The sequence below is a fragment of the Amycolatopsis sp. genome, assembly GCF_025464955.1.
Taxonomy (GTDB): domain Bacteria; phylum Actinomycetota; class Actinomycetes; order Mycobacteriales; family Pseudonocardiaceae; genus Amycolatopsis.
In genome coordinates this window covers 46,149-59,439 of record NZ_JAODNM010000045.1, presented here as the reverse complement: position 1 = coordinate 59,439, position 13,291 = coordinate 46,149, and the positions used below count along the sequence as shown (strand labels likewise).

The window sequence follows — 13,291 nt, the reverse complement described above, 5'->3', positions numbered from 1 at the left end:
CCCCACCCATTGTCGAGTAAGCAGGAGACTCCCGTGTCGGCGTACGCGATCGTCAAGACCGGCGGCAAGCAGTACAAGGTGGCCGTCGGCGACGTCGTCGAGGTCGAGAAGCTCGTCGGCGCCCCCGGCACCGAGCACACCTTCCCCGCGTTGCTGGTGGTGGACGGCGGTGAGGTCACCACTGACGCCGACGCGCTGGCGAAGGTCTCGGTCACCGGCAAGGTCGTCGAGCAGACCAAGGGTCCCAAGATCCGCATCCACAAGTTCAAGAACAAGACCGGTTACCACAAGCGGCAGGGTCACAGGCAGAAGCTGACCCGCGTCGAGGTCACCGGCATCAACCAGTAAGGGGACTGCGCAGCCATGGCACACAAGAAGGGTGCGTCCAGCTCCCGCAACGGTCGTGACTCCAACGCTCAGCGGCTCGGAGTCAAGCGTTTCGGCGGCCAGGCCGTCAACGCCGGTGAGATCCTGATCCGCCAGCGCGGCACCAAGTTCCACCCGGGCGTCAACGTCGGCCGCGGTGGCGACGACACGCTGTTCGCCCTCACCGCTGGTGTGGTCGAGTTCGGTTCGAAGCGTGGTCGCAAGACCATGAACATCGTTCCGGTCGAAGCTCCGGTTGCGGTCTGATCCAGGGACCGCGTTTCACAGACTTCAGGCGAGGGGCGGGGCCGGAATAGATCCGGTACCGCCCCTCGTTTTTGCGTTAGTCACCAACTCAGCAGGTACGGAAGAGGCAAGAAATGGCGTCCCGGTTCGTTGACCGCGCGGTGATCCACCTGTCCGCGGGCGACGGTGGGCACGGCTGTGCCTCTGTGCACCGCGAGAAGTTCAAGCCGCTCGGCGGCCCGGACGGCGGCAACGGCGGCCACGGCGGCGATGTCCGCCTGATCGTCGACGCGAACGTCCACACCCTGCTCGACTTCCACTTCCGCCCCCACGCGCGCGCCGGCAACGGCAAGCCCGGCATGGGCAGCGACCGCGCGGGCGCCTCGGGGGAGCACCTCGAGATGTTCGTCCCGAGCGGCACCGTCGTGATGACCGAGGACGGTGAGGTGCTCGCCGACCTGATCGGTCCCGGCACCACGTTCGTCGCCGCCCAGGGTGGTCGCGGCGGGCTGGGCAACCACGCGCTGGCCTCGAAGTCCCGCAAGGCCCCGGGGTTCGCGCTGCTGGGTGAGCCCGGCGAGACCCGCGACCTGGTGCTGGAGCTGCGTTCCGTCGCCGATGTCGGCCTGGTCGGCTTCCCGTCGGCAGGCAAGTCGTCGCTCATTTCGGTGCTCTCGTCCGCGAAGCCGAAGATCGCCGACTACCCCTTCACCACGCTGGTCCCGAACCTCGGCGTGATCACCGCCGGCGCGACCGTGTTCACCATGGCCGACGTCCCGGGCCTGATCCCCGGCGCGAGCGAAGGAAAGGGCCTCGGCCTCGACTTCCTCCGCCACATTGAGCGGTGCGCCGTCCTGGTCCACGTGATCGACTGCGCCACCTTCGAAGCCGACCGCGACCCGCTGTCCGACGTGGACGCGCTCGAGGAGGAGCTCGCCAAGTACACCCCGAGCCTCGGCGGTGACCTGGCCGACCGCCCCCGCGTGATCGTGCTGAACAAGATCGACGTGCCCGAAGCCGCCGAGCTGGCCGAGCTGGTCAAGCCGGAGCTCGAGGCGCGGGGTCTGCCGGTCTTCGAGATTTCCACCGCCTCGCGCGCCGGCCTGCGAGAGCTGACGTACGCCCTCGGCGCGGTTGTCGAGAAGTACCGCGCGGACCAGCCGACGCCCGAACCCGAGGTCAAGATCCTGCGTCCGACCGCGGTCGACGACCAGGGCTTCACCGTCGAGGAAGACCCCGAAGAAGAAGGTTCGTTCATCGTCCGCGGGTGGCGCCCCGAGCGCTGGATCCGCCAGACCGACTTCAACAACGACGAGGCCGTCGGCTACCTCGGCGATCGGCTCGCCCGGCTCGGCGTCGAAGACGCGCTGGCCCGCAAGGGTGCGAAGCCGGGTAGCCCGGTCACCCTCGGGGATGTCCAGTTCGACTGGCAACCCTCGACGCCGGCGGGGGTCGCTGTGCAGATGTCCGGCCGCGGGACCGACCGGCGGCTCGAAGACCACAGCCGGATCGGTGCCCCCGCGCGTAAGGAACTCCGCCGCGTCCGCCGTGACGGGCCGGACGAAGCCGTGGACGTGGAGCCGACGAGCGCGGTCATCGAGCAAGAGAACAGCAAGCTCCTTGAGTGAGACCCGTCTGGCGATCGCGGCAGCGCGTCGTCTGGTGGTCAAGGTCGGTTCCTCGGCGCTGACCACCGCGGGTGACGGGCTCGATGTGTCCAGGCTCGATGCGCTGGTCGACGCCATTGCCGAGCGTGCCGGCCGCGGCGCTCAGCTCGTTCTGGTGTCTTCCGGTGCGATCGGCGCGGGGCTCGCGCCGTTGTCGCTGCGCAAGCGTCCGCGCGACCTGCCGACGCAGCAGGCGGCGGCCAGCGTCGGGCAGCTCGCTCTGGCGCACGCGTACGCGGAGTCGTTCGGCCGGTATTCGCTGACGGTCGGGCAGGTGCTGCTGACCTCGGACGACGTCGTACGCCGGTCGCACTACCGCAACGCGCAACGCACGTTCGACAGGCTGCTCGCGCTCGGCGCGGTACCGGTGGTCAACGAGAACGACACCGTGGCCACCGAAGAGATCCGCTTCGGTGACAACGACCGGCTCGCCGCGTTGGTGGCACACCTGATCGGCGCGGACGCGCTGGTTCTCTTGTCCGATGTGGACGGTCTGTATGACGGGGATCCCCGTGACGGCGCCACTCGCAAGATCAGCGAAGTCAACGGTGAGTCCGATGTGGAGGGTATTTCGGTCGGCATGTCGAGCTCCGGGCTCGGCACCGGCGGCATGGTCTCCAAACTCGCCGCCGCGCGGACCGCGGCCGCGGCGGGCATTCCCGTACTCCTGGCCGCCGCCGCGGAAGCCTCGGACGCACTGACCGCGGCCGAAGCCGGAACGGCCTTCGCCGCTGCGGATTCCAGGCTCACCGCCCGCCGGTTCTGGCTCGGCTACGCCGCCGGCGCCACCGGGAAGCTGCGCTTGGACGACGGCGCCGTCACGGCGGTAGTGCGACGCCGACGGTCGCTGCTGGCGACCGGAATCACCGGCATCGACGGCGACTTCCAGGCCGGCGACGTCGTGGACCTGGTCGATCCCGGCGACCGCGTGGTCGCCCGCGGGGTCGTCGCCTTCGACGCCGCCGAACTCCCGAACCTCATCGGCCGGTCGAGCCATGAACTTCCCGCCGAGTTCCGCCGCGAGGTCGTCCATGCCGACGACCTCGTCCCGCTCCGCCGCTAACGCTCCGGGCGCAGGTGGCCCAGGACGAGGGAGAGCTGCTCCGCGAAGGTTTCGGCGAACTCCGGTGACGCCGGATCCTGGCCCGAGATCGACGACGCCACCTTGGGGAACGCCCAGGGCGCCATCGCCGCGCTGATGACGATCAGCAGCAGGTGGGCCGGGTCGATGTCCTCGGGGAAATCACCAGCGGCCTGCCGTGCCCGCATGTAGTCGACTTGCTGTGCCAGGAACTCGCGGCCTTCGTCGCCAGGTGCGGGTTCGTCCTCGGCGAGGTTCTCCCAGAGGAACAGCCGGGCGCTTTCGCGATCGGTCTCCTCGATGAAGTCTCGCGCGGTTTCGGCAAGCGACCGCCCGGGATCGGTCAGCGCGAGGTTGCGCCGCGCGATCGCCGCGGTCACCTCGGTGTAGAGGCCTTCCTTGCCGCCGAAGTAGTACGAGATCAGTTGCTTGTTGATCCCGGCGCTGTTCGCGATCTCACTGACTCGGGCGCCGACGTACCCCTTCGCACCGAACTCGGCCTTGGCCGCTTCGAGTATCCGTGCCTTGGTGCGCTCAGGGTCACGCTGTCGCTCGCTGGGCGAGGGGGAGCGGCGAGGCGGCTTTGGGGATTCCGGCACACGAGCACGGTAGCCGATCAGGGCGTTGTTCGACGCCCGGTGGATCACATCAATTATCCGGCGCGTTGACTTAATCATCCATATGGATGATTATTGCCGAAGGAGTTGTCCGAACGCAGGGGAGAGAACGATGTTCGAGAAGTTCCATGTCGTGGTGATCGGCGGCGGGACCGGGGGGCTGTGCCTGGCTCAAGGGCTGAGGCAAGCAGGAGTGAGCGTCGCGGTGTACGAGCGGAGCCGTACGCGTACCGAGCGCTTGCAGGGTTATCGCGTCCACATCAATCCGAACGGTTGCCATGCGCTGCACACCTGCCTGCCACCCGCGCTCTGGGAGCGGTTCGTGGCGACCTGCGGTGAACCCGGTGGGGCTTTTGGTTTTGTCGACGAACAGCTGCGGGAACTCATGCTCCTCGCCGGCGAACTGCCACCCGGCGCGGTCCGCGATCCGGCGTGCGCCCATCATTCGGTCAGCCGGATCACGCTGCACCAGGTGCTTTCGACGGAGCTCGACGGAATCGCCCACTATGACAAGAAGTTCGAACGCTACGAGCGTCGTGATGACGGCAAGATCGTCTGTTTCTTCGCCGACGGCACGACGACGGAGGCCGACGTCCTGGTCGCCGCGGACGGTGCCAACTCCGCTGTGCGAGCCCAGTTCCTCCCCGGGGCTGTCCGGGTGGACACCGGGATCCTCGCTATCGTGGGCAAGCTGCCACTGACCGGCGAAGTACGGCGTGACCTGCCGAAGCGGCTCTACGACGGACCCAACATGGTGATGCCGCCGCGGGGCTGTGGCATGTTCACCGCGCCGCACGTGCTGGGCGACGGGGTCGGCGAGAACGACGTGAGTGCGGAACTCGATCCGGTGCTGTTCGACAACACCGGTAGCTACGTCATGTGGGCCTATGCGGCCGCGCGAGGACGTTACCCGGATGCTTCCCGGCTGGCGGACTTGACCGGCGCGGAGCTGAAGAGCGTCATCGCCGAGATGATCCAGGGTTGGCATCCGGCCTTGAGCCGCGTCGTCGCGGCGTCGCCCGAACCGACGGTGACCATGCTGCCCATCTATACGTCGGTCCCGGTCGACGCCTGGCAGAGCACGAACATCACGCTGCTCGGTGACGCGATCCACAGCATGACGCCGTTCCGCGGAATCGGGGCCAACACCGCGCTCCGGGACGCGGAGCTCCTCTGCGGGCGGTTGGTCGCCGCTTCGCGCGGTGAGTTGCCGCTCTCCCAAGCCATCGAGGGTTACGAACGGGAGATGCGCGACTACGGGTTCGCCGCCGTTCGGGCTTCAGCGCGCAGCGCGGAGCAGTTCGTCTCCGAGAACGCGGCCGGCCGGATGCTGTACAAAGGCATGTTGCGCTTCTTCAACGCCGTTCCGCCGCTGAAGCGCCGGGTCTTCGCCGACTAGCGTGCGAACTAGAGTGAGGTTGTGTCCGAGAACCTCCTGGGTCGCGCCAACCTGCTGGCAGACTGCCAGAACTGCTTCGGGCTGTGCTGCGTCGCGTTGACCTTCACGGCTTCGGCGGACTTCGCGATCGACAAGCCGGCCGGCGAACCCTGTCCCAACCTCGAACCTGACTTCGGCTGCGGCATTCACGCGAAGCTACGGTCGAAGGGGTTCCCAGGCTGCACGGTCTACGACTGCTTCGGTGCCGGGCAGAAGGTTTCCCAGGGCACGTTCGGCGGCCGGGACTGGCGCCAGGAACCGAAGACGGCGAAGCAGATGTTCGCTGTTCTGCCGGTGATGCGACAGCTGCACGAACTGCTTTGGTACCTGACCGAAGCGTCGACGTTGCCGCAGGCTCGTTCACTGCACAGCGAAATAGCGCTGGCGCTCAAGGAAACCGAAACGCTGACCGAGCGCAGCGCGGAGGCCCTCGCCGAGCTGGATGTCGCGGAGCATCGCCAAGGCGTCAACACTTTGCTGCTCCGGACGAGCGAACTCGTCCGGGCCGGTGCGCCTGGCAAGAAAAAGGACCGCCGGGGAGCGGACCTCATCGGCGCGAAGCTGAAGGGTGCCGATCTGCGGGGCGCCAACCTGCGGGGCGCGTACCTCATCGGCGCGGACCTGCGCGGCGCGGACCTGCGGCTGGCTGATCTCATCGGCGCGGATTTCCGGGACACCGACGTCCGCGGCGCAGACCTCACCGGCAGCATCTTCCTCACCCAGTCCCAGCTCAACGCGGCGAAGGGCGACGGCGAGACCTTGGTACCGCCGTCGCTCACCCGCCCGTCGCACTGGCGCTAGAGCTGTTGGGGCGCTTCGATTCCGAGCAGGGACATGCCGAGTGTCAAGGCGTCCGACGTCAGGCTCGCCAACGCCAGCCGTGAGGCCCGGACGTCTTCGGGCACCTCCGAACGCAGGATCGGGCAGTGCTCGAAGAACCCGGAGAACGCGGTCGCCGTCTCGTAGAGGTACGTGCACATCTTGTGCGGCGAGTAGGTCTGGGTCGCCGACGCCAGCGCGGCCGGGAACTGGACAAGTTTCAGCGCCAGCTCGCGTTCGGCGGGGGCGTCCAGCTTGACCGGCGCGCCGCCGGCTTCCCGGCCAGCCTTGCGCAGGATGGACCGGATCCGGGCGTTGGCGTACTGGAGGTAGACCGAGGTGTTGCCTTCGGTCGCCAGCATCCGGTCCCACTCGAAGGTGTAGTTCCGTTCGCGGTCGCCGGAGAGGTCGGCGTACTTCACCGCGCCGATGCCCACCGCCCGCGCGACATCGGCTTGCGCTTCGGGCGCGAGGTCGCTTCGCTCGGCCATGACCGCGGTCGCCCGTTCGACTGCCTCGGCGAGGAGGTCGGCGAGCTTCACCGTCTCCCCGGACCGGGTCTTCATGGCCTTGCCGTCCTCGCCGAGGACCGTGCCGAAACCGATGTGCTCGGCGTGTTGGGCGTCGGTGATCCACCCAGCCGCGCGGCTGACGGCGAAGACCATCTCGAAATGCTGCGCTTGCGGCAGGCCGACGACGTAGAGCAGGTCCGTGGCGCCGCGTTCCGCCGTCCAGTAGCGGGCTGTCGCCAGGTCGGTGATGGCGTAGCCGTAGCCGCCATCGCGTTTGCGGATGATCAGCGGCAGCCGGTCGCCTTCGCGGTTGGTGAAACCGGTCGGGAAGACGCAGACCGCGCCGTCGCTGATTTCGGTGAGTCCCTTTTCTTCCAACTCGGTGACTACCTGGGCCAGGTAGGGGTTGTAGAAGCTTTCGCCGTAGATGTCGTCTGTGGTCAGGCCGATGCCGAGCAGGCCGTACACCTTGTCGAAATGCCGGGTCGACTCGTCGACGAGATGTCGCCACAACGTCAGCGTTTCCTCGTCGCCGCCCTGCAGCAGGACGACACGTTTGCGAGCCAGTTCGGCGAAGTCCGCGTCGGAGTCGAAGCGTTCGCGGGCCCTTTTGTAGAACCGGTCGAGATCGCTGATCGTCTGCTCGCCGCCGCCGCCCTGGGCGAGGAAGTACTCGATGAGCATCCCGAACGGGGTGCCCCAGTCGCCGAGGTGGTTGTGCGGGATGACCTCGTGGCCTTCGAACCGCAGCAGCCGCGCGATCGAGTCGCCGATGACCGTCGACCGAATGTGCCCGACGTGCATCTCCTTGGCGATGTTGGGACTGCTGTAGTCGATCGCGATCCGGCGGGGGACCTCGACCGGCGCGACCCCGAGCCGGTCGTCGTCGGTCAGCGAGGTCACCTGCCCTTCGAGCCAGGCGACGGACAGTTCGAGGTTGATGAACCCGGCCCCGGCGACCTCCGCACCCTGCAGGAGGTCGTCGGAGTCCAGGTGCTTCACGATCAGTTCGGCGACTTCCCTGGGCGCTCGGCCGAGTTTCTTGCCGAGGCTCATCGCGACGTTGCACTGGTAGTCGGCACCGCGCCGGGACGAGGTCCGGATGAGCGTCTCGGCCGGTGTCAGCTCGATGCCCAGCGCGGCTTCGAGCGCGGCCGCGACCCGGCGGCCCAACTCGATACCTACGTCACCCCGTACCACGGTGTTCTCCCTGCGTTTCGTCCGAAGATGGTCGGCGTCAGGGTAACGAGCAGGTCAGGATGTCCGCGAGCGGATTTGGGTCGAGGACAAACCCGAGGTGGCTCACTGCCGGCTCGTGCACGGCGAACCGGTTGTGCGGGGTCAGTGCGTCCGCGTCGGTGATGAACCGGTTCTGCAGCGGGACCGGAGTCGCCAGGTCGAGGGTGAATTTGACGAAGGTGCGGGTGATCCGGCCCCAAGTCTGTTTGTCGACCGACGAGTCGTCGATGGAGAACCGCAAGGACTCGTGCCGAGGAACACCGGGTCCGCCGAGCGTCACCGTCACCATCGAAGACGTCTCGGTGGCCATCGCCGCGAGGTCCTGAGGTGCGCCGAACCAAGCCGCGATCCCGGTGGCCGCCAGCGCGCCGGCGCGGAGCAAGTTTCGTCGGGTAGTCATGGCTGCTTTCCTGTTCAGACGGTGGTCGGCGCAGGTTTGCCGGAGCTGAAGTGGTTTCGCACGTCGCGGCGGGTCACGGCGAACAGCAGACCGAGCAGGACCAGCGCCTGGACGACCTGGCCGACTCGCATCCACATCGGGAACTGCGCGCTCGCGACGAGATAGGCGAGGGCGAGAAAGCCCGCGACGGCGATGACCAGCACGCGGATGTAGGTGCGGCGCCTGCCGAGGTGCAGTCGGCTCGCGAGGCGCACGTAGATCACCGAGATGAGGAGTACCGAGATCGGCCTGATCCAGAGGATGTCTGCCAGGGTCCGGCGGGACGAGGCCGCGTCGGCCGGGGTCATGGTGCCGATCCCGGGCAGGTTCGCGACCTGGTAGTCGAGGATGTTGTTCTTCAGCAGGAACGTCAGCGCGGCCAGGACGAAACTGATCGCCAGGTTGAGGTAGAGCACGGTGATGACCGGTTTGAGCAGGGTGTTGGTGGTGGTAGACACGAGATCCCCCAGGGAGTCGTCGAAGGTGATTGCTTGGCTGAGCTGTTTGTTGCTCGCTTGAGCAAAACTTAGCCCGTCCGGGATCTCGCGGCAATCAGGGGCATCCCTGAGATTCGGGTCAGGTGAGCTCGGCGCCCCGGGTTTCGGGCAGGCGGAGGATGACGAAGAACGAGATCGCGGCACAGGCGGCGACGTAGTAAAAGAAGACCGTCGACGCCCCGGCACCGGCGAGGGCGCTGATCACCAGGGGCGCGGTCCCGCCGAAGACGGCGACCGTCAGGTTGTACCAGGCGCCGATCCCGATACCGCGCAGTTCGGTCGGGAACAGCTCGCTCATGATCGCCGGCGCGACCGAGGTCATCGCCGTGTACAGCACCAGGCCCACGCAGAACACCACGAGCAGGCCGCCCAGCCCGGGTTTGACCAGGTACGACAGCGGCACGATCACGATGGCCATGGCCGCCGACCAGACGAGGAGCTGGGGTTTGCGGCCGATGCGGTCGGCTAGTGCGCCCATCGGGTACTGCAGGAGCACGAACAACGCCGTCGCGATGGACAGCGCGAGGAAGACGTCGTCGGCGTCGGCCTTGCGGGTCTTCACCGCGAACGGCGTCAGCGCGCTGAAAAACGTGTAGTAGCAAAGGGTCGAGAGCATGGTGAAGCCGACGAGCTGGCCGACGGCCTTCGGGTGCTCACGCACTGTCGTCAGCAGGGGGCGGCGCACTTTCTGGGCTTTCACCTTGTTCTGTTCGAACTGTTCGGTCTCGGCCAGGCTCCGGCGAAGCCAGAACCCGGCGAAACCGAGCATCCCGCCGACGACGAACGGGATCCGCCAGCCATAGGAGTTCAGGTCGGCCTTGTCCATCGTCTTCGACAGGACGAAGCCGATCACCGAGGCCAGCAACACCGCGGAACCGGTGGAAATGTAGAAGAACGCCGAGTACCGGCCCCGACGTGCGGCCGGCGCGATTTCGCCCAGGTACGCCGACGCGTTCGAAACCTCCCCTCCCAGCGAGAGTCCCTGCGCGACTCTCGCGAGGAGCAGCAGAATCGGTGACAGCCAACCAACCTGGCCGAACGTCGGTAGGACGGCGATCGCGAGGGAACCGCCCGCCATCAGCACGATGGTGAGCAGCATCGCCGGTTTCCGGCCCTTCAGATCGGCGAATCGGCCGAGCAGCAACCCGCCGAGCGGGCGGAAGAAGAACGCCAGCGCGTACGTGGCGAAGGTGTTGATCTGCGCGAGGGTGTCGTTGCCAGACGGGAAGAAGGCCGTGGCGAAGTAGATGCTGAACGTCGCGTAGATCGTCCAGTCGAACCACTCGAGCGCGTTGCCCGCGCTCGCCGCGACCAGGATGCGGACCGGCAACCGGTGCCGGGCCGGTTTGATGGCGATCGACTCGGCCACAGGCACCTCCACGCTGGTGATCAGTGTGACGGCACCCTGCCAGAAACCGGCCTCGCGCGGAAGGTGATCCCGCCCGGCGTGCCCGGCCTCACCTCATGACGTGCTCGCGAGGGCGAACGGCAGCACTGCGGACGCTCCCGCCCGGCGGAGCAGCCGCGTGGCGACCGTGACGGTCCAGCCGGTGTCGACCAGGTCGTCGACCAGGAGGACCGGCCCACCGGCTTCGGCGACCGCTGCCGCGACGTCCGCGGGCAGGGTCAGCCGCTGTGTGAGGTCGGCCAGACGTTGTGCGCTGTTCGCGCGCCGGGGCGCGCCGCCTGCCGACTCGAGCGTGCCGAGGAACCGCAGCCTGCCGACGTCCGCTAGCCGGTGGGCCAGATCCCCGACCAGTTCGGGACGGGTGGCCGACGGGACGCCGACCACCGCCACCGGCCGTTCGGCCCAGTTCCACGAGGCGAGGACCGCGATGCACGCCTTGAAGACCGAGTCGGGTACGGGTGCGTCCTTGGCGTTGGTGCCGACGAGCTCGCGCAGCCGGGTACCCCAGCCGACGTCGGTCAGCCTGCCGAGGGTGCGCCCCGGCTCCGCCTGTTCGCCCGCGGCGATCTTGCCCGACAAGGAGACCTCGAGCTTCGCCATGCCCGTCGGCCACTGGCGGCGGGCCGCGACCTCGATGCCCGGCCGCTGCAGCTTTTCGGCGGTGGAGTCCACGACCGCCGCCGAGACCTCGGTGGACCAGCGCTGCCCGGTGCAGTTGTCGCACCGGCCGCACGGGACCGCCTCCGGATCGTCGAGCTGACGGCGCAGGAACTCCATCCGGCAGCCTTCGGTGGCGACGTACTCCAGCATTGCGGCCTGCTCGGTGGACCTCGCCTGCCGAACGCGTTCGTAGCGCTCCGCGTCGTAGTGCCAGTCCTGGCCGGTGCTTTCCCAGCCGCCGCGCACCCGGCGCACCGCGCCGTCGACGTCGAGCACCTTGAGCACCATCTCGAGGCGCGACCGGGACAGTTCCACCGTCGGCTCGAGCGCGGCCGTCGAAAGTGGACGGTCCGCATAGGACAGTGCGTTGAGGACCTGGGTGACCCGCGACTCCGGGGGGAAGGCGAGCGAGCCGAAGTACTCCCAGATCTCGGCGTCTTCCCGGCCCGGCAACAGGATCACCTCGGCCCGGTCCACGCCGCGCCCAGCACGCCCGACCTGCTGGTAGTAGGCGATGGGGGAGGACGGCGCGCCGAGGTGGATCACGAAACCGAGGTCCGGCTTGTCGAAGCCCATGCCGAGCGCGGAGGTCGCGACGAGTGCCTTGACGCGGTTGGCCAGCAGATCGTCCTCGGCCGCCTGCCGCTCGGCGGGCTCGGTCTTACCGGTGTAGGCCGCGACCGGGTAGCCGCGGTCGTTAAGCAGGGACGCGACGTCGTGCGCGGCGGCGACGGTCAGCGTGTAGATGATCCCGGAGCCCGGGAGCTCGCCGAGGTGCTCGGCCAGCCAGGCCAGCCGCGCCTGCGCCGTGGGTAGCCGGCAGACCGCCAGGTGCAGGCTCTCCCTGTCCAGCGTGCCCCGCAGCACCAGGGTGTCCGAGCCGTTGCCGATGCCCAGCTGCTCGGCGACGTCGGTGGCCACCCGGTCGTTCGCGGTGGCCGTGGTGGCCAGTACCGGGACGCCTTCGGGAAGTTCACCCAGCAGGGTGCGCAGGCGGCGGTAGTCCGGGCGGAAGTCGTGCCCCCAGTCGGAGATGCAGTGGGCTTCGTCGACCACCAGCAGCCCCGCGCTCGCGGTCAGCTTCGGCAGCACGGTGTCGCGGAAGTCGGGGTTGTTCAACCGTTCCGGGCTGACCAGGAGCACATCCACCTCGCCGGCCGCGATGGCGGCCTGGACCTCGTCCCAGTCCTGGGCGTTGGCCGAGTTCATCGTGGCGGCGTGGATGCCCGCGCGGGCCGCGGCGGAGATCTGGTTGCGCATCAGCGCCAGCAGTGGCGAGATGATCACCGTCGGCCCGCCGCCCTGCTCGCGGATCAGCGCTGTGGCGAGGAAGTACACCGCCGACTTGCCCCAGCCGGTGCGCTGCACCACGAGGGCGCGGCGGCGGTGCGCCACCAGCGCCTCGATCGCGGTCCACTGGTCTTCGCGCAAGGTCGCCGCGTCGCCGGCCAGTTCACGCAGCTTGGATTCGGCTCGTTGCCGCAGAGAATCTATGTCCACGGGTCAACCTCTACCGCATGGGACCGACGATTCGGGCATCGGCGGGCGAAGTCGCGGCGCGAAAGGGCGAGTCGTGCGATCCAGCGGTCATCAGTGTGACCCAGGTCACTTAAGAACCCGTCTGGCTGGGAACGCTCCGGCGTCGTTTCGCCGATGTATAGGCTGCTCATTCATGTCACCACGCCGGATCGGGGTCATGGGCGGCACCTTCGACCCCGTGCACCACGGCCACCTGGTCGCCGCGAGCGAGGTCCAGTCCCGGTTCGCGCTCGACGAGGTGATCTTCGTCCCGACCGGGCAGCCGTACCAGAAGACCGATCGGATGGTCACCCGCGCGGAGGACCGGTACCTGATGACGGTGATCGCCACCGCGTCCAACCCGGTGTTCTCGGTCAGCCGCGTGGACATCGACCGCGACGGGCAGACCTACACCGTCGACACGCTGCGCGAGCTGCACGCCCGGTATCCCGAAGACGAGCTGTTCTTCATCACCGGCGCCGACGCGCTCGAGCAGATCCTCACCTGGCACAACGCCGACGAGCTGTTCACCTTCGCGCATTTCATCGGCGTCACCCGGCCGGGTTACCGGCTCAACAACAACCATCTGCCCAGCGGCAAGGTCAGCCTGGTGGAGGTCACCGCGATGGCGATCTCCTCGACGGCGTGCCGCGACCGGGTCGAACGGGGTGAGCCGGTCTGGTACCTCATGCCCGACGGCGTGGTCCGCTACATCGACAAACTCCACCTCTACAGTGCGCCGGCCGCACCGGGCCGAACGGATGGACGGTGAGCCCGGGTACTC

General features: G+C 68.0%; 13 protein-coding genes. 7 read left to right on the top strand and 6 right to left on the bottom strand.

Translation table 11 applies throughout. The features are described from left to right. Positions 1-33 precede the first annotated feature (33 nt). From rplU to proB, 4 genes are all read left to right on the top strand, one after another. The gene (gene rplU / locus JWQ81_RS09910; protein WP_297539843.1) at positions 34-348 is read left to right on the top strand and encodes a 50S ribosomal protein L21; all 315 of its coding nucleotides are present in this window, start codon (positions 34-36) and stop codon (positions 346-348) included. Between the two features lie 15 nt (positions 349-363). Beyond that, positions 364-633 (top strand): 50S ribosomal protein L27, encoded by a 270-nt coding sequence (gene rpmA / locus JWQ81_RS09905; protein WP_297539842.1) that lies wholly within the window; start codon positions 364-366, stop codon positions 631-633. A gap of 113 nt (positions 634-746) precedes the next feature. After that, complete coding sequence (gene obgE, locus JWQ81_RS09900) at positions 747-2,240, top strand: GTPase ObgE (RefSeq protein WP_297539841.1); 1,494 nt, start codon at positions 747-749, stop codon at positions 2,238-2,240. After that, complete coding sequence (proB, locus tag JWQ81_RS09895) at positions 2,233-3,342, top strand: glutamate 5-kinase (RefSeq protein WP_297539840.1); 1,110 nt, start codon at positions 2,233-2,235, stop codon at positions 3,340-3,342. Before obgE ends, proB begins: the two co-directional genes overlap by 8 nt. On the opposite strand, the gene JWQ81_RS09890 is transcribed toward proB, so the two are convergent. Further along, positions 3,339-3,959, bottom strand: coding sequence for a TetR/AcrR family transcriptional regulator (locus JWQ81_RS09890; RefSeq protein ID WP_297539839.1), 621 nt, complete (start codon positions 3,957-3,959; stop codon positions 3,339-3,341). The genes proB and JWQ81_RS09890 overlap by 4 nt on opposite strands. Positions 3,960-4,089: 130 nt before the next feature. Here JWQ81_RS09890 and JWQ81_RS09885 point away from each other — a divergent pair, with 130 nt between their 5' ends. Together JWQ81_RS09885 and JWQ81_RS09880 are read left to right on the top strand one after the other, a co-directional pair. Next, the gene (locus JWQ81_RS09885) at positions 4,090-5,376 is read left to right on the top strand and encodes an NAD(P)/FAD-dependent oxidoreductase (RefSeq protein WP_297539838.1); all 1,287 of its coding nucleotides are present in this window, start codon (positions 4,090-4,092) and stop codon (positions 5,374-5,376) included. A gap of 21 nt (positions 5,377-5,397) precedes the next feature. Further along, positions 5,398-6,216, top strand: a complete 819-nt coding sequence (locus JWQ81_RS09880) for a pentapeptide repeat-containing protein (protein WP_297539837.1) — start codon at positions 5,398-5,400, stop codon at positions 6,214-6,216. On the opposite strand, the gene argS is transcribed toward JWQ81_RS09880, so the two are convergent. The 5 genes from argS to JWQ81_RS09855 form a co-directional block, all read right to left on the bottom strand. Beyond that, complete coding sequence (argS, locus tag JWQ81_RS09875; RefSeq protein WP_297539836.1) at positions 6,213-7,946, bottom strand: arginine--tRNA ligase; 1,734 nt, start codon at positions 7,944-7,946, stop codon at positions 6,213-6,215. The two genes, JWQ81_RS09880 and argS, sit on opposite strands and share 4 nt — an antisense overlap. Before the next feature lie 37 nt (positions 7,947-7,983). Then, positions 7,984-8,385, bottom strand: coding sequence for a hypothetical protein (locus tag JWQ81_RS09870; protein ID WP_297539835.1), 402 nt, complete (start codon positions 8,383-8,385; stop codon positions 7,984-7,986). 14 nt (positions 8,386-8,399) lie between these two features. Continuing rightward, complete coding sequence (locus JWQ81_RS09865) at positions 8,400-8,882, bottom strand: hypothetical protein (protein WP_297539834.1); 483 nt, start codon at positions 8,880-8,882, stop codon at positions 8,400-8,402. A gap of 118 nt (positions 8,883-9,000) precedes the next feature. Further along, positions 9,001-10,290 (bottom strand): MFS transporter, encoded by a 1,290-nt coding sequence (locus tag JWQ81_RS09860; protein WP_297539833.1) that lies wholly within the window; start codon positions 10,288-10,290, stop codon positions 9,001-9,003. Between the two features lie 93 nt (positions 10,291-10,383). Beyond that, positions 10,384-12,489, bottom strand: a complete 2,106-nt coding sequence (locus JWQ81_RS09855) for a RecQ family ATP-dependent DNA helicase (protein ID WP_297539832.1) — start codon at positions 12,487-12,489, stop codon at positions 10,384-10,386. Between the two features lie 172 nt (positions 12,490-12,661). On the opposite strand from JWQ81_RS09855, the gene nadD reads away from it, so the two are divergent. Beyond that, positions 12,662-13,279, top strand: coding sequence for a nicotinate-nucleotide adenylyltransferase (nadD, locus tag JWQ81_RS09850; RefSeq protein WP_297539831.1), 618 nt, complete (start codon positions 12,662-12,664; stop codon positions 13,277-13,279). The last annotated feature ends 12 nt before the right edge of the window (positions 13,280-13,291 follow it).